Genomic DNA, 20,910 nt, shown 5'->3' with positions numbered 1-20,910 from the left:
ATTTGAATATCCAGGTTTTGTATATTCAACTGTTTAACAATAACCAAATATTTTTTGGTTGCTGTTAAACTAATCTCAATCAAATCAATGCGATATAAAATGACTGTTACTAAAAAGAATCTATTCAAAATTCAGGCTGTTCTTCTGCTTTGCCTGTTACAACTGACTGGTAGTTTGTTTGCTCAAACCGCCATGATAAATGTTCAAAACAGAAACAAAACAAGCCTGAACGGCGAATGGCAAGTGATTCTTGACCCTACCGGGATTGGCGAATGGAAGCAGGTTTGGCAAGAAAAAAAGCCGCAAAAGAAGACCGACTTTATAGAATATTCGTTTGATGGTGGGCCAAATTTGAAAGTGCCGGGCGATTTCAATTCGCAATTGTGCGAACTCACTTGGTTTGAGGGAACTGTCTGGTATAAAAAACAGTTTTATAATGACCTTCAGCCTGGTAAAAGGCTTTTTCTCCATTTCGGAGCGGTGAATTATATGGCCGATGTCTATCTGAATGGCGAGAAAATAGGTAGTCACGAAGGGGGCTTTACTCCTTTTCAGTTTGAGATTACCGGTAAGGTGAAATCCGGAAGCAATACCGTTGTAGTGAAGGTCAACAACAACCGACAGGGAAATGGATTGCCGGGTACGGGCTACGATTGGTTTAACTACGGCGGCATCACCCGCGATGTTGACCTGATTGAAACCAACAATTCGTATATTGAGGATTATTTAATTCAGTTGACAAAAGGCAGCCTGAATAAGGTGTTGGGCTGGGTACAATTAAACGGCTCGCAGCATGGTCAAAACATCAAGGTGAAAATACCGGAACTCAACTTAGTGTACAATACAAAATCGGACGAAAATGGACGGGCAAAAATAGAGTTTTCTTCCCGCTTCAAGCTCTGGTCGCCCGAAAGCCCAAAACTTTACAAGGTTATCGTTGAAAGCGATAACGATATGGTGACCGACAGTATTGGGTTCAGAAGTATTGAAGTGAGAGGAAAAAAAGTGCTGCTTAACGGTAACCCTGTTTTCCTGAAATCGGTTAATATTCACGAAGAGAATCCGTATAAAAAAGCGCGTGCCTATTCGATTGACGATGCCCGCATCCTGTTGAATGCAGCCAAAGAATTGGGTTGCAACATGGTTCGTCTGGCGCATTATCCGCACAGCGAAAACATGATACGCGAAGCCGAAAAGATGGGGCTGATGGTGTGGAGTGAACTTCCGGTTTATCAGCATATCCAGTTTTCGGACAGTCTTGTCTCTAAGAAGTTGGAACTTATGCTCAACGAAATGGTTCGTCGCGACAAAAACCGCTGTGGAGTCGTTGTGTGGAGTCTTTCCAACGAAACCTATCCCGGAAGGCCTAACCGCAACGAGGCGCTTATCAGCCTAACCGGTAAATGCCGGGCGTTAGACTCAACCCGCCTGATTACACACGTGATGAATACTCAGGTTTATAAAAACAATGCATTCAACGTCTGGGATCCGCTTTATAAGTATTCTGACCTGATTTCGATTAACGAGTATATCGGGTGGTACGATCCCTGGCAGGGAAAACCGTCGGAAACCAAATGGCAATTCGCCTTTCCTGACAAGCCGGTGTTTATCTCCGAATTCGGCGGTGAGGCCTTGTATGGTAGCAATAGCGGCCCTACCGATGAGGCGGCATATTGGACAGAAGCCTATCAGGAAAAGATTTATGCTAACCAAATCGAACTGTTCAGCACCATTCCAAACCTGTGCGGGGTATGCCCGTGGATATTGTTTGATTACAGATCGCTGGGTCGCATGAACCAGGTTTATCAAAACGGTTACAACCGCAAAGGGTTGTTGTCCGAAAAAGGAGAAAAGAAAAAAGCATGGTATATTATGAATGAATTTTATAAGAGAAAATGATGGTATCGAAACTAAAACAAACAATGTTGGCATTTATATGCCTGATTACAATTGGCGGAAGTTTATCTGCGCAATCCAGAGTGATTGATTTATGGAACGGGAAAATTCCCGGAGCGAAACACAGCAATCAATTCAAACAGATGGTCGATACGGCCGCCGGCTGGGTGGATAAGCATTCCATCGTCACCCCCTGCCTCTATTTTTATCCTGCTCCCAAGGCAAAGGCAACGGGTACTGCTGTCATTATTTGTCCCGGGGGAGCCTATGGCGGACTTGCTATCAAACACGAAGGCGATCAGGTAGCAAAATGGTTGAATAGTTTGGGTGTATCCGCTTTTGTGCTGAAATACCGTTTGCCCGACGATAGCATTATGGAAAACAAAACCATCGGTCCTATGCAGGATGGGCAACGAGCCATTCGCATGGTGCGCAGTCGTGCAAAAGAGTGGGGTATAAATCCTTCAAAAATCGGGATAATGGGATTCTCAGCCGGCGGACATTTAGCAGCCACGCTTTCTACCCATTTCAATGACATAGTATATGAATCGGACGATTTGACCAGCGCCAAACCCAATTTCTCAATCCTTATTTATCCTGTTATTTCTATGAATGGGGATATTACCCATTGGGGGTCACGGATAAATCTGCTTGGCAATTCACCAACACCGGAGATGGTGAAACACTATTCGAATGAGTTGCAAGTGAACGACAAAACACCGCCGGCTTTTATGGTACATTCGCTCGATGATGATGCCGTACCGGTACAAAACAGCATCAACTATGCCTTGGCATTGCACAAAGCCAATATCTCCTGCGAACTTCATCTCTATCCAACCGGCAAGCATGGTTACGGTATGGGTAAATCGGCAGATACGAAATCCTCCTGGCCTGAAGCCTGCCGTAAATGGATGGAAGTGAGTGGTTTGATGGCAGGAATTTATAAATGAGAAAATTTTAACAGTGAAAATAGTGAATTGATAAGTAATAATTTAATGTTATGAGTTTCAAAAAGAACCTATTATTGGTTGCTGGCATTATGCTAATAGCAGCCTGTGTTTTTAGTCAGAGCAAAGTAATTGATATTTGGAACGGCAAAGTTCCCGGAGCAATTCCTAATTCTACCTACAAGCAAAAAGTTGATTCGGCTTACTGGATAAAAATCAGGTTTGTTACAAATCCCACCATTCAGGTTTACCCGGCACCTGCCGACAAAAATACCGGAACGGCAGTTGTGGTATGCCCGGGAGGAGGCTATTATGGTATTTCTTTTATCAACGAGGGTATTGAAGTGGCTAAATGGCTCAATCAGTTGGGGGTAACAGCTGTTGTTTTACACTATCGCTTACCCGACGATGCTATTATGAAAAACAAATCCATTGCTCCGTTGCAAGATGGTCAAGAGGCTATGCGCATTGTACGCCGCAATGCAAAGAAATGGGGCATCAACCCACATAAAATCGGTATAATGGGCTTCTCGGCCGGAGGACACCTTGCCTCTACGGTTTCCACTCATTTCGACGAAAAGGTGTATGAACCAAAAGATACGACAAGTGCGCGTCCCGATTTTTCGTTACTGATTTATCCGGTAGTTTCCATGGACTCTGCTATAACTCATTGGGGCTCAAGAGAAAGTTTGTTGGGTAAAAATCCGACTCCGGAAATGATAAAACATTTCTCTAACGCTTTGCAGGTTACAGCTAAGACTCCTCCGGCATTTATGATGCATTCTATGGACGATGGTGTGGTGCCGGTGCAAAATAGTATCGAATATGCATTGGCAATGAAAAAATATAACATTCCCTGCGAACTTCATATTTACGAACACGGAGGACACGGATACGGTTTGGGAATGTGGAGTAAAGGTACTGAATCCACCTGGACTAAAGCTTGTGAGAAATGGTTGGAGGTAAAAGGTTTGTTATCCGGAAAATAAATTGATACTTTTCTCAGGGTTAATAAAGGGTAATCATTATCCGATAACATGCTCCAACCGTTTTTCATGTAAAGCAAAGCCTATTCCGAAGTTTATGCTTCAGGATAGGCTTCTTTATTTGGATAAACCGCGTAAAGAGCGAAAATGATACCTTATAGGAAACATTTGGATAATATGATCAATGACAAAATAAAATACTTTTGCCCAACTCTTGTCTTAATTATTTATACAGTGACTTTGTTCGTTAGTCCGCTACATCCGATTGGATATATACCGGGGTAAAATTGATAAAGAAAAAACGACAAGTCGAACTCATTAGCTGAGGGTCTCTTTTTATCCAACAAAAAATTTAATACTAGAATATGAAACAGTACTTGTTGTTATTGCTATTTATAGTTTCGGGATTGGCCGCTAAATCGCAGAATGCAGACCGGTTTTTCCCAAAGAAAGATTTAATCTCTACCGGTATCTATTATTACCCTGAGCATTGGCCCGAAAGTCAATGGGAACGCGATATAAAGAAAATTGCCAATATGGGTTACGAATTCGTGCATCTGGCAGAATTTGCCTGGTACAAAATGGAGCCTGTAGAAGGAAAATATGATTTTGAATGGTTGGATAGAGTAGTAAAACTTTGCGAAAAGTATCATCTGAAAATTGTGATGTGTACCCCATCGGCCACAACTCCTACATGGATGAGGCTGAATTATCCCGAAACGTTCATTATGGACAGCCACTATATCCGTGCCGAAAACGGTACGCGTGGGTTAGGTTCGGTGGTGAACGAAAAATATCGCACATTTACCACCCAAATCGTTGCCGAAATGGCCAAACGTTACGGCCAAAATAAATCGGTGATCGGTTGGCAGGTTGATAACGAACCACCTGCAATTTCCGACTTCAGCCCAGCATCGCAGGAAGCATTCCGTCTTTGGCTGAAAAACAAATACAAAACTATTGATGAGCTAAACAAAGTATGGGGAGCTGCATTCTGGAGTCAGTGGTTTAGTGACTTCAGTCAGGTTATTATTCCCAATACCAACCTGGTAGGCTGGTGGGGCAACAATCCTCATGCGCTACTTGACTTCAAACGTTACGAAGCCGATGCACAGGCCGATTTTCTCGATTTGCAAGCCGGCACGCTTCGCAAATACATTTCGGCTCAGCAATATATCACAACCAATTATACCGCAGTTTGTACCGGCGCTGATGCATCAAGAACAAAAAAGCTCGATTTTGCGGCCTATACAGCTTACCCCAACGGTGGTAACGACAATATTGGCGAAACCGGATTTCGGTTGGGAAACAGTAAGGTAATTCTTTTTGCTTCAGAATTATACAAAGCTGTGGGCGGTGTAAGTGGTGTGATGGAAATCCAGCCAGGACCCGTAAACTGGGGAGGTTACAATCCATTGCTTTTGCCAGGTACCGTGCGCATGTGGTTATACCACTCTTTTGCTGCCGGTGGAAAACTGGCTTGTTCTTACCGTTTCAGACAGATTTTGTATAGTTCAGAGCAATATCATTCCGGCGTTATCAAAACCGACGGCGTAACGCCATCGCCCGGAGGCGAGGAATACATGCAGTTTATGAAAGAAATCAAGGAGCTGCGCAAAGTTTGCAAACCGGATGCAAAAATGCCCGAAAAACTGGCTGCCCGCTCTACCGCTATACTTTGGAATCTGGAAAACTACTGGACAATCGACAGACAAAAGCAAACATGGCAATGGGATACCTGGAATTATCCCGTCAAATTCCTTGAAATGGCAAAATCACTGGGTGCACCAACTGATGTGATTCCCGAAACAGCTGACTTTTCGAAATACAAAGTGCTTATCGTGCCGGCATACGAACTGGCCGATTCGGCATTGGTAAAACGTTGGACAGAATATGTACGCAATGGCGGAAATCTGATTTTAACCTGTCGCACTGCCACTAAAGACCGCGCCGGTCATTTCTGGGAAGGTGAATGTGCCGCGCCAATTTTGGGGTTAATCGGGGCGCATGTTCAAGCGACCGATATGCTTTCAGGCTATGCTAAAGGCTCCATTGCCATGCAAGGCAATTCATACAACTGGAACAATTGGGCCGACTTGCTCGATGCTGATAAGGGAACGGAAGTGGTGGCTACTTATGACAACCAGTTCTACAAAGGCAAAGCGGCTGTTGTGCGTCATAAACTCGGAAAAGGTTCGGTAACCTATATCGGTGTTGATACCGACGATTCGATGCTGGAAAAAGATATTTTGCGGAATGCTTACCAAAGTGTGGGTGCTACCACCGAAAATTATCCCGAAGGTGTGTATGTGTACTGGCGTGATGGATTTTATGTGGCCGTGAACTATTCATCGACCGACTATACGATGAATATCCCTGCTTCTGCAAAAGTTCTTGTTGGCGATAAAACCTTGAAGCCTGCCGGTGTTCTGGTATGGAGCGAATAATTTAAATGAACAATAATATATACATGAAACGAATTCCTTTTCTCTTAATGCTTCTTTGGTTTGCTGGAAGCTTGTGTGCAGCAAGTCCTGTACAAAAACTATCGAACGGCATGCGCGTGTCGCCTAAAAAGGGGGCTGCAAAAACAATCGAGATTTCAGTTATTAATAGCAGGATTATCCGTGTGCAAGCACTTCCTTCAGTTGAGGCGCCTTCAGCGGCGAGCCTTTGTGTGGTGCCCAATGCGGCTACCAAAACTAATTTTCAGGTAGCAACCAACAGTAAATTCGCGTCGATAACCACCGATGAACTTACCGTGAAAGTGGCATTGTCCACCGGTGAAGTGTCGTTTTTCGACAAAGCGGGCAAAGCAATATTAGAAGAAATGCCCAACAGTAAGAGCTTCAAACCTTTTACGGCTCAAAACGACCACGGCTATACCATGCAGCAGGTTTTTAAAGGTACGCAGGGCGAAGCTATTTACGGATTAGGACAGCATCAGTCGGACGATTTCAACTATAAAAACAAAAGCGAAGACCTTTTCCAGTACAATACCAAGGTTTCTGTGCCATTTATTGTGTCAACGGCTAACTATGGAATTCTGTGGGACAACTACTCGCAAAGTAAATACGGCGATTCACGCGATTACAAGGACATGAATCAGTTTACACTTTTCGATAAGGATGGCAACGAAGGCAACCTAACGGCTACTTATATTCAAAAAAGTAAACCGTCTATTGTTCGCAAAGAGAATGCAATCGACTACGAAAACCTGAAGACCGTGAAGAAATTCCCCGCGAATTTTGATTTCAACGATGGATCAATTGTTTGGGAAGGTTCTATCGTGTCGCCGATTACCGATACTTACAAATTCAGTCTTTACTACGCAGGTTATACCAAAGTTTGGGTTAACGACTCGTTGGTAGTACCTGAGCGTTGGAGAACTTCATGGAATCCGAATACTTTCCGTTTTACCTGCCATTTGGAAAAAGGCAAACGCAATAAAATTAAACTGGAATGGAAACCAGATGGCGGCGTTTCGTACATTGGACTGAAAGCCTTGTCGTCAAGCCCGATTGAGAAAAACGGAAATATCTCTTTCTGGTCCGAAATGGGCGATAAAATTGATTACTACTTCGTTTCTGGCAAAAACATGGACGATGTGATTGGCGGTTACCGTACCCTTACCGGCAAAGCCAGCATTATGCCTAAATGGGCGATGGGCTACTGGCAGAGTCGCGAGCGTTACAAAACTCAAGCAGAATTGCTTGGGGTTATGTCTGAATACCGCAAACGTAACATTCCTATTGACAATATCGTGCTCGACTGGAACTATTGGCCCGAAAATGCTTGGGGAAGTCACAAATTTGATCTTGATCGTTTCCCCGATGCAAAAGGTATGGTGGACTCGTTACACAAAGAGAATGCCCATATCATGATTTCGGTATGGCCTAAATTCTATGTTACGACCGATCATTTCAAGCAATTTGAGCAAAAAGGCTGGATGTATATGCAGGCTGCGAAAGACAGCATCCGCGACTGGGTCGGTCCGGGTTATGTGGGTTCGTTCTACGATGCTTACAGTGCCGGTGCTCGTAAATTGTTCTGGAATCAAATGAAAGAAAATATTTACACCAAAGGCTTTGATGCCTGGTGGATGGATGCTTCCGAACCTAATGTAAGGGACTGTACCGATATGATTTATCGTAAAGAGTTATGCGGTCCTACTGCTTTAGGTTCTTCGTGGAAATACTTTAACGCTTATGCGTTGGAGAATGCCGATGCTATCTATAACGGACAACGCGAAGTCGATAACAACAAGCGCGTATTCTTGCTAACCCGTTCGGGTTTTGCAGGCTTGCAACGCTATTCTACTGCCACCTGGAGTGGTGATATTGCTACCCGTTGGGAAGATATGAAGGCGCAAATTTCTGCCGGACTGAACTTTGCCATGTCGGGTATTCCGTTCTGGACAATGGATATTGGCGGTTTCTGTGTGGAGAAAAGATACGATGAAGCTCAACGTCTGTTCGATAAAACAGGACAAGAAAATGCCGACCTCAACGAATGGCGCGAATTGAATCTCCGCTGGTTTCAGTTTGGCTCATTCTGCCCGCTGTTTCGCAGTCACGGACAATTCCCATTTCGCGAAATATATAATTTGGCTCCGGAAGGACATCCTGTGTATAAAAGTCTGGTTTACTACGATGAATTGCGCTACCGCTTGATGCCTTATATCTATTCGTTGGCAGGAATGGCTTATCACAAAGATTACACCATTATGCGCTCGTTGGCAATGAGTTATACTTCCGACAAACAGACCTTTGGCGTAAGCGATCAGTTTATGTTTGGCCCCGGAATCATGGTTTGTCCGGTGTACAGTTACAAAGCCCGCACGAAAGAGGTTTACCTGCCAGCAGGTTCTCAATGGTTCGATTTTTATAGCAATAAACAAATTGCAGGAGGCCAGAAAATAAAAGCAGACGCACCACTCGAACGCATTCCATTGTTTGTTCCGGCCGGAACGATTCTGCCCATCGGCGATGTAATGCAATATGCTTCCGAGAAAAAAGGTGAAGATATCGAGATTCGCGTATATCAGGGTAAAGATGGAAAATTCAGCTTGTATGAAGACGAAGGCGACAACTACAACTACGAAAAAGGTGCTTTCTCTACCATCAGTTTCGAATACAACGAAGCCAAACATCAATTGGTTATCGGCGCTCGTCAGGGACAATTCACAGGCATGTTGCTGAACCGTACGTTCCGTATTGTACCTATCGGAGCTTCAAATACCAATATACAAGTGGTACATTATACTGGGGCAAAAGTTGAAGTAAACTTATGACCGAATAAACTCTGAGATCAACTTGTATTGATATAAAAGAATTGATTTGATATTATGAAAAATATATTCTTAGTAATTGCATTGCTGATTACAATTACTTTTCCGGCAAATGCAAAAATGTCAACGGCACAACAAATTGCCAACAAAATGACTGTTGGCTGGAACTTAGGCAATACCCTTGAGGCCATTGGCGGGGAGGGTGCCTGGGGGGCAGGACACACCTCAAAGCAGTTAATCGATTCCGTAAAGGCGGCTGGTTTTAACACGGTGCGGCTTCCGGTTTCGTGGTTTATCCATTCCGACACAGTTACCAGCGTTATTCATAAAGCCTGGATTGACCGTGTAAAGGAAGTGGTTGATTATTGCATAAATAACGATATGTACGTGATTCTGAACATGCACTGGGATAAAGGTTGGTTGGAAAACCGCATTAATAAAGCTAATCAGGCTATTGTAAACAAAAGACAATATGCCTATTGGACACAGATTGCCAACTATTTCAAAAACTACGATGAACGTTTGCTTTTTGCCAGTGCCAATGAACCGAGTGCGCACGATTCGGTACAAATGTCCGTATTGCTGTCATACCATCAAACCTTTATTGATGCAGTCAGAGCCACTGGTGGTAACAACAGTTTGCGCACGTTGATTGTGCAGGGGCCTTCTACCGATATTGATGAAACGAATAAACTGATGAATACATTGCCCAAAGATAAGGTTGCGAACAGAATGATGGTGGAAGTGCATTATTATAGCCCTTATCAATTTTGCTTGATGGAAAAAGATGCAGATTGGGGTAAAATAGCTTACTATTGGGGAAAGAACAATCATTCGGCCACCGACACAATCCGTAATGCCACGTGGGGTGAAGAAAATGATGTGGACAAGAAGTTTGAAAGCATGAAAACCAAGTTTGTGGACAAAGGAATTCCGGTGATTATTGGCGAATTTGGCGCATTCAGAAAGAGACTTTCTAACCCTTCCGATCAGGCCTTACACAATGCATCTATTGAATATTATTACAGATATACCGTGAAAACGGCTTTGAATAAGGGATTGATTCCTGTTTGCTGGGATGTGCCGGGTTTGTTATACAATAGAAAAACAAGCAGACAGGTTGACAGTGCTGTTCTAAATGCCATTATGCAAGGCGAAAAAGAATCGGTTCGCTACAAATACTAACTATCTGTTCTTTAAAATAATATAATGAAATCAACACTTTCAATCATTTTACTCGGAGCCTCGTTAATGGTTTCCGCACAACAAAAAACGCCTGTTTACCTTGACGTGACAAAACCGATTGAACAACGGGTGGAAAATGCCCTTTCGCTCATGACCACCGAGGAAAAAGTGGCGATGTGCCATGCGCAATCAAAATTTAGCTCCAAAGGCGTTGCACGTTTGGGTATTCCTGACGTATGGTCGTCGGATGGTTCGCACGGGGTGAGCGATGAAAAATTATGGGATGAATGGAGCAGTGCTCAATGGGCGAATGACTCCTGTACCGCTTTTCCTGCTCTCACGGCTTTGGCAGCCACATTTAATCCCGAAATGGCATCGCTTTTCGGAAAGTCAATTGGCGAAGAAGCCCGTCACCGCGAAAAGACCATGTTGTTGGGGCCGGGCGTGAATATCTACCGCAGTCCGCTGAATGGTCGTAACTTCGAATACATGGGCGAAGATCCGTATTTGGCTTCGCGCATGGTGGTTCCGTATATTCAGGGAGTACAATCTTGTGGTGTGGCAGCTTGTGTAAAGCATTTTGCACTCAATAATCAGGAAATATGCCGTGGTGAAATCAATGTCAACCTAAGCGACCGCGCATTACAAGAAATCTATTTGCCCGCTTTCAAAGCGGCCGTTCAGGAAGGAAAAGTGTGGTCGATCATGGGCGCATATAACAAATTCCGTGGCGAACATTGTTGTCATAACGACTTATTGTTGAATAAAATCCTGAAACAAGATTGGAAGTTCGATGGAGTGGTGGTGAGCGACTGGGGTGGCGTACACAACACCGACGAGGCTGTAAACAATGGTCTTGACATTGAAATGGGTACTTATACCAATGGTTTGACAACGCAAGGACATTTCCCATTCTCAAGTTACTATCTAGCTGATCCTTTTTTGAAAGGGATTAAAAGCGGTAAATACGAAATGGCAAAACTCGATGATAAAGCCCGCCGGATTTTGCGCATGATTTTCCGCACCACCATGAGTGCCAATCGTCCGTTTGGACGTTTTGTGTCGCCAGAGCATAGCGAAGCTGCACGCAAAATTGCACAGGAAGCCATTGTCTTGTTGAAAAATGAGCATAATATGCTGCCAATTCCTGTTGGGAAATACAAGAAAATTGCTGTTATTGGCGAGAATGCAAGTCGTAGTTTGGTGGTAGGTGGAGGATCTACCTCACTCAAAGTAGCTTATGAAGTTACTCCGTTGCAGGGCATTATAAGTAAGTATGGCAAAGAACATGTGGTTTACAGCATGGGTTATGCTTCAGGTCCATCACTTTATGGAAGGGAAGAAGCTTCAAAATTAAATGCTGATTCCTTGTTGAATGCAGCCGTTGAACTTGCCAAAACTGCGGATCTTGTGATTTTTGTAGGAGGCTTGAATAAGAATTATTTTCAGGACTGCGAAAGCGGCGACCGCAAATCGCTCAGTTTGCCATTTGGCGAAGACAAACTGATAGCTTCTATTGAGCAGGTAAACAAAAACGTGGTGGTTGTTTTCTCAAGTGGCAACGCTATTACTATGCCATGGTTGGATAAAACACCTGCCGTTGTTCAAACATGGCATCTTGGCTCCGAAGCCGGCAATGCGTTGGTCGATGTGCTTTCGGGCGATGTGAATCCTTCCGGAAAATTACCATTTTCATTTCCTAAAAAACTTACCGATATCGGTGCTCATGCATTTGATAAACTTTGCTATCCCGGCGACAGCGTGAATGTGCAATACAAAGAAGACATCCTGGTTGGGTACCGTTGGTTGGAAACGAAGAAGATAGAACCGCTGTTTCCTTTCGGTTATGGGTTGAGTTATACCACTTTTGTTTATTCCAAACCTTCAGTTGATGTTAATGAGGTAAAAGCCGACGGAACAGTAAAAGTGTCGTTTACGCTCACCAATACAGGAAAAGTAGATGGAGCTGAAACAGCGCAACTCTATGTAAGCAAATCGAAATCAGTAGTGGCTCGCGCGGCAAAAGAACTCAAAGCTTTCAAGAAAACATTCCTGAAAGCAGGCGAAAGTAAAACCGTAAACATCGAAGTGCCCGTGAGCAGTTTTGCCTATTACAACGAATCTAAGCAAGCATGGGAAGTGGAATCCGGAAGCTACTCGCTTTTGCTCGGTCGCTCATCTCGTGATATAAAAGGAAAAGTGGACGTCAAAGTGCTGTAAATCCAAAGTCCAGATTCAGCCGGGGCTGAATCTGGACTATTTGTCTATATTTATTATTTCTAAGTAGTTAGCCGATGGCATGTAATACCTAAATCTTATTAGTTACCATATTATTTTGTTGACCGAATTAACATTTTTCATTAAAGAAAAGCTTTGTGCAACGTCGCACAAGTTAAATATCAATGTTTAATTATTAATCTCTATTACATGAAAAAACAATTAGCTTTTAGAAAACTCAGTTTAATGAGTTTGGCAATCGGACTTCTAATGTCCGTGAGTGCTTGGTCGCAGTCAGTAACTATATCCGTAGATGCTGCGCAAAACAAACGCCTGATTTCCCCGAGCATCTACGGGAAAAATGACGACCTAGCAAATCCTGTGCAGTTTTACATAGATGCGGGGCTACACTTTTCGCGGATGAACCACGGCAATAACGCCACAGGTTACAACTGGCGAAAAAAAATTACGGTTTCTCCCGACTGGTTTAATAATGTGTATGCCGAAGACTGGGATGCAAAGGCACAAAACATTAATAGCAACTATTCCAGCTTGCAGGGCATGTTTGCTTTCCAGTTGCTGGGTAGAGTCGCATCCAACACAAATAATAATTTCAATGACTGGGCATACATGCAAGCACACCCGGGTTTTAATGGTTTTGGTCAAAATTTAGCCGGAGGGGGAACGCCTGACCCAGCCGGGGGAAGTAAGGCACTTGTTGACGGAGACATTAATTTGTTCACTCAACCTTGGCCTGCCGATTCTTCAGTGGCCATCCTTCCTCACTGGTTTGGTGCAAATGGTTTAGGCTTGAACCCGGCTAAATTCCTTTATTGGAATATGGACAACGAGGTAGATGTATGGAATGGTACGCATGATTATGCTATGCCAACATTAATATCCGCTTCTGCATTTATGGATCGTTACATCGAATTGGCCAAAAAGGCAAAAGCTTTGTATCCGGGCATTAAACTTTGCGGTCCTGTTGCAACTTCCGAATGGCAATGGTACAAATGGTCATCTGAAAGTATATACATCAATGGCCGTTATTACCCATGGATTGAGTACTTCATAAAACGTCTGGGTGATGAGTATAAAGCAACTGGAATCAAATTGGTTGACGTTGTTGATATTCACAATTATCCATTTTATAACAACAATACAGAGGCATTGCAGGGGCATCGGATTTATTATGATACAACGTATGTTTATCCGGGTTCAAATGGTATTTATACAAGTACCGGCGGATGGGATACATCGCTTAAACAACAATATATTTTCAAACGTATCAACGGTTGGTTAAACGAAGAATTTGGTGCAAACCATGGCATTACAACCGGAGTAAGCGAATGGGGTACAATGACCACAAACAGCAACCCAAACATTGAATCTGTAATATACGCTTCACATCTGGGCACATTTGCAAACAATGGTGTTGAATTATTTTCACCCTGGAACTGGTCTATCGGTATGTGGGAAACGTTGCACTTGTTTAAAAATGCTAAACAATTCAGTGTTTCCAGTACTTCCAGCGCAGAAAATACAGTATCGGCTTATTCTTCGGTAAACCAGAATGCTGACTCGTTAACAGTGATACTTGTAAACCGCGATATGACAGCTTCTCAAAATGTAACAATCAATTTGAGCAATTTTAATGTTAGCAATGGAAATTACAAGACATTGCAATTGTCATCGTTGCCAACAACAGAGACTTTTGTGTCTGAAACACAAAATGCGCTGAAACCAAGTACGGTAGCCGTAAGTTCAAATTCTCTTACCATAACCGTTCCGGCACTCTCTACAACGGCTATTCTGCTTTTGAAAGGCGTTCCTCCTACTGTTACATATTCTACGCTGAAAAATGTTGCTACCTCATTATTGGCCGATGGCATGGGCAGATATACTGACGGTTCAACAGCCGGACAGTGGAGTAATAGTGGCAGTGATGCTCAGCAATGGGTTATCGAAACGGTAGGCAGCTACGTAAAAATTAGAAATAAAGCCAGTGGGTTGTATTTAGATGGATTGGGTAGCAGCACCAATGGTTCCGTTGTAGCTCAAAAAGTTAGTAGTGCCAGCAATAATCAACAATGGCAGCAAGTTGCCACAGGGACTAATTTTAAATTCAAAAACAGAACTTCAGGATTGTATATTGATGGTATGGGTTATACAACTAACGGCTCTAATTTGTGCCAGTATAAGAGAAGTAGTAACAATAATCAGGTTTGGACAGTTACAACGCTTGCTGGTCCGCAGTTGGTGAAGTCGGTGGCTACAGAGGTTCAACCGGTTGAGAACACCGGTGACAATGTGTTGATATACCCAACCTCATTCACATCAACTTTCAATGTAAAAGTAGATAACCCAAGTGATGTCGTAAGAATCGCAGTATATGACAAAATTGGCAAAGACGTTGAGAGTGTCAGTTCGTCGTCAGTGTCAAGCTTGATGATTATGGGCGCTTCGCTGAAGCCTGATTTATATATTGTTAGGGTACAAGGTGTAAATTGGGCAAAGTCATTCAAGATAATCAAAAGGCAATAGGATAACTTGGTAAAATCAATTTGATACTTTTATAGTCAAGCCTTTTTGAATTGCGAATAAATTATTCCAAAACGTTAGAGTTAGAAAGGTTTCTTGTTTCGGATTTGTCGCAATCCTAATTGGCTTCACTATTTCTTACTGCTCAGTGTCTGTGAAATGCACCGTTTATTCCTCGCTTATAACAGATCCAAGCCAACGTAAACAAACGTATCGATAGAAACAATTAGAAAGCAGTTTCAGCAATAAAGTGTCTGGAGCTGCTTTTTGTATTTATTCCCTCATTGAAAAATGAGAATCAGGAAACGTTTTATCGTCTTCTTATTTGGATAGAATGTCCTATGAGATGTCTAGTAGGGGGGTAGCTGTACATAGTCGGCTTATAGATAGGGTGCGAATTGCATAATGACCGATTTGTGTTCTGTGAATGACCGATTTTGAAGCGGTGTAATGTCTCTGCTTTGCCTATGTTTGCAACTGAGCCTAATCAAGATACAGACAATCAGAAGAAACTCTTTTTATGTGATTGCAATATAGGATCTGGCCAAATAGTTTAACCCTTAAATTCCTATCATGAGAAAGTTGTTATCTCTCTCCTTGCATCAGTGTATTTTCTCGATACACATTTGATCCTGATTATTATCAATACAAATATTCATCGAAAACGCACAATAGCTTTTTGTTTACCAGAATAGAAGTTGGAGTGCATTTTATTAATCAATTAAATTTTATTCTATGAGATTGAAAAACTACCTGAAATGCGGGCTTTTACTAGCTATACTCGGCGTATTGAGTATTGCGAACAGTAGTGCCCAGACGTGGACAGCTCCTACTTACAACGGAAGTGTCCCGGTATCCGGAACCACCTATTATATCTATAATGTGGGTTCAAAAGGATTCTTAAACCGTGGTGGATACTGGGCTATGCAGGCAGTAGTGTCAGCAACACCTACTGCTAACGCAACTCCTGCAACAATTATTAAATGGACTCCGACAAACACCTCCGGCTCAATCTGGACATTCCAGTATAATAATGGCTCCAATGTTTCTAATAACTATCTGTTTGCGGCCAGTACAGACCCTAACTCCGGTGATGTTTATACTGATAATTCATCAAACAATACCTGGGATGTCGTATTGACAGATGCAATAAATAACATTTACACCATTCAGGCACCAAGTACTTTTGCAGGTTATATGGCATCGCAATATCTGGGTTCAAGTGCAACCACAGAGTCAACAAACAAGGGTATTGCTAATGTTGTGAGATTTAACAGAACCAGCGGTGATAGTTATATCCAGTGGAAATTTGTGTCTCAGGCAGATTTTGACCTCTATAATGCAAGAGTGTTGTTGGATAGATACATGACCTACGCAAAACTCAGAGGTGGCATTGACATTGCATCTTATATCACCACTTACAATGCTGGCGTAACAGCTGATATCAACGCAGCTGCTGCTAATCTGTTGACTGTGCTTGGAAGAACAGAAGTGACTTCTTCTATTACTAATCCAAGTTTTGAAACGAATAGTTTTACAGGGTGGACCAATAGTGGAAGCTTTGCTTTACAAAGTAATACTCCGGGACAAGGCTGGGTAAAAGATGGTACCTATTTCTGTGAGAAATGGACCTCTGGAGGAGGAAATTTAGGTACAGGCAGTATCACTCAAACTGTATCAGGCCTTACAAATGGATTGTATGGTATCGTAGCTTCGGGTCATGCCGTTCAACAAGCCGGAGCCAACCCACTTCATACCGGTGCATTTATTACTGCCGGAGCATCTTCTGCTGAAATTTCCTCAGGAAACGATTATAATTGTGATTACGCTTATGTTGCAGACGGAACATTGACAATTGGATATGCGCTGCAAGGTACGGTAGCTTGTAACTGGACCGGGTTTGATAATTTCAGACTCTATTATTTCGGACCGGTGGTAACTCCTGTTTTAACAGCTTCAGTTGCATCACTCAATTATGATGATATTTACAAGACTCCTTCATCGTTTACTGTTGCAGCAGCCAATCTGTCAGCTCCGATCACAATTACAGCTCCTGCCGGCATAACTTTAGGTTCGACTTCACTCCCGGCTAATACAACCAGTGCGTCCATTTCGGTTACTTATGACGGAACATCAACAGTTAATGGAAACATTACTATAACCAGTGGCAGTAACGTGGTTACCATTCCTGTTAAAGCATCTTCCAATGCACCCTGTTATACTCCTCTTTACACTACTGGCAACCTGATTGCAGACCCAACATTTAGTGCTGCTTCATTAGCTGATGGCGGTTTTGGCGGATGGGGCCCGACCGGTATTGACCGTAAAAATCCATATTGCGGTAGAGGTAGCGCTTACATTTTCGGTAGTTGCTGGCCTAACGGGGGGTCTATTGATCGTGCATTATCTGCTGCAAACGGCAACGCATTGAAATCTAATACTACGTATCGACTCAGAGCGATGATCAAATCACAGGCTTCTACTGGTACAATTTTCCAAATTGTGGTTGACGGAGTGAATGTTGGTGGGACGAATACCATATATTTTGATCTCCCTGCAACAAACGGTTGGGAACAAAAAGATTGGACTTTTACAACAGGGGCAGTAGTAGCCGAAAAAGGTATTTATTTCAACTCATGTGCAGCTGACCAGGGCAAAACCTCACCAGCAATTACAGATACTTGCTTTATTGACAACTACGAGTTATATGAAGTCCAGACTCCGACGAACGTAAAAACTGTATCTGAGCAAGTTAAGAATGTATATCTGAGCGGAAATTACATTGTGTCTGAATTTGCTTTGGCAAAAGAATCGGATGTTACTATGGCAGTTTATGACGTGCAGGGCAAACTGATGGCAAAATACACCAAATGGTTTAGTGCAGGCAGCAACAAAAAAGTGATTGATACCACTTTGCCTACCGGAATCTATATCGTAAAAGTCACTTCTGATGAATTCTCCGTTTCGAAGAAAGTAATCAAATGATATTAATATTGTTGAGGTAGATTTTGATGGTTTACCGACAGCCGGATCAAGGATCTGTAACAGATTCTGATCCGGCTTTTTTATACCGCCTTTGTCAGTTCTCACGAAGGTGAATGCTCATGCAAAGGTGGTGAGTAATACCTGAAAATGCGATGGCGGTACTCTGAAATGCAAGACTACATCCGGAAATACGAGGGAGGCGATGAAAAAAGATAGGGCAATATTCCGGATATGAAAATGCTGATTTCGAGGGCGACTAATGAATGATTTATTGTCGGATATATTTTAGGCAATAGCTATCTTTGTGAGTACTTATTGAAACCTGATAACCATTATGATTAGACACAAAAAACAATTACTTACCATCGTCTTATTCATCGCCGGATGTATTGGCTCAAATGCCCAAAAACAGAATATCTCCGAACGTAAACAGCTGTTTGACTACAACTGGAAATTCAATTTAGGCGATGCTCCCGATGCCGGAGCTATAAATTTCAACGATACCGGTTGGCGGAAACTTGATTTGCCACACGACTGGAGTATTGAAGGAAAAACAGATCCGAGGAACCCGATGAGTGGGGCAGGAGGGTATTTCCTTGCCGGAACGGGATGGTATCGGAAGCAATTCAATGTGCCGGCTGACTGGAAAGGCAAACGCATCTCTATATACTTCGAAGGGGTGTATATGAATTCAGAAGTCTTTGTCAATGGGAAATCCGTTGGTGTGCATCCTTACGGCTATACGTCATTCGAATATGACCTTACTTCCTTTGTGGATTATGGCAAAGAGAATGTCATTTCCGTTCGGGTGGATAACTCGCAACAAATCAACTGTCGCTGGTATAGTGGGTCCGGCATCTACCGGCATGTATGGATGTATGTGAACAATCCTGTCCATGTTGCGAATTGGGGAGTAGCGATTACCTCACCTGAAGTCTCGGCTCAAAAAGCCACCGTTGAGGTCAAGACTCTTGTCAAAAATGAAACGGGAAAACCTCAAAATATAATTCTAAACGCAGAGCTCACTGGTGAAAACAGAATTAAGCAGGCTCTTAATCCTATTCATGTACAGCTTGAGGCAAATAGTACAAAGGAAATAACACAAATTATTTCTGTTAATAAACCGTTGCTCTGGAGCCCCGAGACTCCTCACTTATATCAGGCAAAAATCAGCGTAACCCTTGATGGTAAAATAGTGGATGTGTTGAATAAAAACTTTGGTATCCGCCTCATCCAATATTCTGCTGAAAAAGGATTTCAGCTTAATGGTAAAACAATCAAGATTAACGGTGGTTGTGTCCACCATGATAATGGTTGCCTGGGTGCAGCGGCCTATGACCGGGCCGAAGAACGGAAAGTGCAGTTGCTGAAAGCCGCAGGATACAATACGGTACGGACTTCACACAATCCTCCTTCGGAAGCATTCCTGAACTATTGTGATAAACTGGGATTGATGGTGTTGGATGAAGCATTTGATGGATGGCGGGTCAGTAAGAATTCGCACGACTATTCGAAAGTGTTTGATGCCTGGTCACAACGCGATATCGAGTCGATGGTGTTGCGAGACCGAAACCACCCGTCCGTAATCATGTGGAGTATCGGCAATGAAATCATCGAACGCAAGAAGCCAGAAGCAGTTGAAACAGCAAAAAGACTTGCCGGTTATGTTCGGCACATTGACCCGACTCGTCCTGTTACCTCTGCCATGACCACATGGGATAAGGATTGGGAAATATTCGATTCCCTGATGGCGGCGCATGATATTTGCGGATATAATTATCAAATGCACAAGGCGGAATCGGATCATCAACGGGTACCTTCCCGTGTTATTCTCCAGACAGAATCCTATCCACGGGATGCCTTCAGTAATTGGAATATGGTGCAAACCCATAATTACATCACCGGTGATATTGTTTGGACGGCCATGGACTATCTGGGTGAGTCGGGCATTGGCCGTTATTATTATCCGGGCGATCCTAAAGGAGAACACTGGGAACGTGATTTTTATCCATGGCACGGAGCTTATTGCGGTGATATCGACCTGACCGGTTGGCGAAAGCCGATTTCCCACTACCGCAATCTGCTGTGGAACGATACCGAGAAACTTTATCTGGCGATACGTGAACCCAATCCCGATAATGGTAAAATCAGTGAAACGCTTTGGTCAGTCTGGCCAACATGGGAAAGCTGGACATGGCCCGGTCGTGAAGAGAAACAAATTGAGGTAGAGATTTACTCGAAATATCCGAAAGTACGTCTTTACCTGAATAATAAATTGGTCGGGGAAAAGCAAACCACAAAAGCCGAAGAATTTAAAGCAACTTTTCCGGTCGTATATACAGCAGGCGTGTTGAAGGCTGTAGGCGTAGTTGGTGAAAAAGAGGTCGAAAGTAAACTCCTGAAAACAGCCGGAGCACCTGCCGCAATTAAACTGACCGCGGATCGAAAAGAGATAAAGGCAAACGGACAGGATTTATCTTATGTAACCGTTGAGGTAGTTGACAAATATGGCATATTGCAACCCAATGCCGATAACCGATTGCAATTTACAGTAACAGGTCCGGGAGTAATTGCCGGGGCGGATAATGCTGATCTGAAAGACACAGATAATTATGTATCCAACAACCGCAAGACATGGCATGGCCGGGCGATGGTGGTAATCAAGAGCATTAAAAACGCAGGTGAAATAAGGCTGAGTATTCGTGGAAATGGATTATCGGAAGCTTCTGTCATCATTAAATCATTGCCTGTAGAACTGTAAACTGCAAATAGCCTGTTATTAGGCGTCGTGCTTAATTCGTGAGTGGTATTTGACCGATTTATATGCCGTCTCCGATAGGCTCGATGCCTAATTTTGTGATGT

Annotated in this window: 10 protein-coding genes; all 10 read left to right on the top strand. The window is 43.1% G+C overall.

Annotated elements, in window-relative coordinates:
- Positions 1-99: 99 nt before the first annotated feature.
- The 10 genes from MLE17_RS13210 (at position 100) to MLE17_RS13165 (ending at position 20,808) form a co-directional block, all read left to right on the top strand.
- Positions 100-1,899, top strand: a complete 1,800-nt coding sequence (locus tag MLE17_RS13210; protein ID WP_243349182.1) for a glycoside hydrolase family 2 protein — start codon at positions 100-102, stop codon at positions 1,897-1,899.
- Between the two features lie 23 nt (positions 1,900-1,922).
- Positions 1,923-2,846 (top strand): alpha/beta hydrolase, encoded by a 924-nt coding sequence (locus tag MLE17_RS13205; protein WP_243349181.1) that lies wholly within the window; start codon positions 1,923-1,925, stop codon positions 2,844-2,846.
- A gap of 50 nt (positions 2,847-2,896) precedes the next feature.
- Complete coding sequence (locus tag MLE17_RS13200) at positions 2,897-3,832, top strand: alpha/beta hydrolase (RefSeq protein WP_243349180.1); 936 nt, start codon at positions 2,897-2,899, stop codon at positions 3,830-3,832.
- A gap of 362 nt (positions 3,833-4,194) precedes the next feature.
- Positions 4,195-6,276 (top strand): beta-galactosidase, encoded by a 2,082-nt coding sequence (locus MLE17_RS13195; protein ID WP_243349179.1) that lies wholly within the window; start codon positions 4,195-4,197, stop codon positions 6,274-6,276.
- Between the two features lie 23 nt (positions 6,277-6,299).
- Positions 6,300-9,122: a TIM-barrel domain-containing protein gene (locus MLE17_RS13190; protein WP_243349178.1), complete on the top strand. Its 2,823-nt coding sequence runs from the start codon at positions 6,300-6,302 to the stop codon at positions 9,120-9,122.
- A gap of 54 nt (positions 9,123-9,176) precedes the next feature.
- On the top strand, positions 9,177-10,304 hold the full coding sequence (locus MLE17_RS13185) for a glycoside hydrolase family 5 protein (RefSeq protein WP_243349177.1): 1,128 nt from the start codon (positions 9,177-9,179) through the stop codon (positions 10,302-10,304).
- Positions 10,305-10,328: 24 nt separating this feature from the next.
- Entirely contained in the window at positions 10,329-12,524 is a 2,196-nt protein-coding gene (locus tag MLE17_RS13180) for a beta-glucosidase family protein (RefSeq protein ID WP_243349176.1), read from the top strand.
- Between the two features lie 207 nt (positions 12,525-12,731).
- Positions 12,732-15,065, top strand: a complete 2,334-nt coding sequence (locus tag MLE17_RS13175; protein ID WP_243349175.1) for a glycoside hydrolase family 44 protein — start codon at positions 12,732-12,734, stop codon at positions 15,063-15,065.
- Positions 15,066-15,797: 732 nt separating this feature from the next.
- Positions 15,798-18,047: a T9SS type A sorting domain-containing protein gene (locus MLE17_RS13170; RefSeq protein ID WP_243349174.1), complete on the top strand. Its 2,250-nt coding sequence runs from the start codon at positions 15,798-15,800 to the stop codon at positions 18,045-18,047.
- Positions 18,048-18,381: 334 nt separating this feature from the next.
- The gene (locus MLE17_RS13165; protein ID WP_243349173.1) at positions 18,382-20,808 is read left to right on the top strand and encodes a sugar-binding domain-containing protein; all 2,427 of its coding nucleotides are present in this window, start codon (positions 18,382-18,384) and stop codon (positions 20,806-20,808) included.
- The last annotated feature ends 102 nt before the right edge of the window (positions 20,809-20,910 follow it).

It is taken from the genome of Parabacteroides sp. FAFU027 (assembly GCF_022808675.1).
Lineage (GTDB): Bacteria > Bacteroidota > Bacteroidia > Bacteroidales > UBA7332 > CAXXIC01.
The sequence above is the reverse complement of the archived record's forward strand: the minus strand, read 5'-3'. Positions and strand labels throughout refer to the sequence as shown.

What these genes read in the sequence shown, in the direction of transcription:
- MLE17_RS13210 (WP_243349182.1), top strand. Translation starts at nt 100, where the DNA reads ATGACTGTTACTAAAAAGAATCTATTCAAAATTCAGGCTGTTCTTCTG.
- MLE17_RS13205 (WP_243349181.1), top strand. Translation starts at nt 1,923, where the DNA reads ATGTTGGCATTTATATGCCTGATTACAATTGGCGGAAGTTTATCTGCG.
- MLE17_RS13200 (WP_243349180.1), top strand. Translation starts at nt 2,897, where the DNA reads ATGAGTTTCAAAAAGAACCTATTATTGGTTGCTGGCATTATGCTAATA.
- MLE17_RS13195 (WP_243349179.1), top strand. Translation starts at nt 4,195, where the DNA reads ATGAAACAGTACTTGTTGTTATTGCTATTTATAGTTTCGGGATTGGCC.
- MLE17_RS13190 (WP_243349178.1), top strand. Translation starts at nt 6,300, where the DNA reads ATGAAACGAATTCCTTTTCTCTTAATGCTTCTTTGGTTTGCTGGAAGC.
- MLE17_RS13185 (WP_243349177.1), top strand. Translation starts at nt 9,177, where the DNA reads ATGAAAAATATATTCTTAGTAATTGCATTGCTGATTACAATTACTTTT.
- MLE17_RS13180 (WP_243349176.1), top strand. Translation starts at nt 10,329, where the DNA reads ATGAAATCAACACTTTCAATCATTTTACTCGGAGCCTCGTTAATGGTT.
- MLE17_RS13175 (WP_243349175.1), top strand. Translation starts at nt 12,732, where the DNA reads ATGAAAAAACAATTAGCTTTTAGAAAACTCAGTTTAATGAGTTTGGCA.
- MLE17_RS13170 (WP_243349174.1), top strand. Translation starts at nt 15,798, where the DNA reads ATGAGATTGAAAAACTACCTGAAATGCGGGCTTTTACTAGCTATACTC.
- MLE17_RS13165 (WP_243349173.1), top strand. Translation starts at nt 18,382, where the DNA reads ATGATTAGACACAAAAAACAATTACTTACCATCGTCTTATTCATCGCC.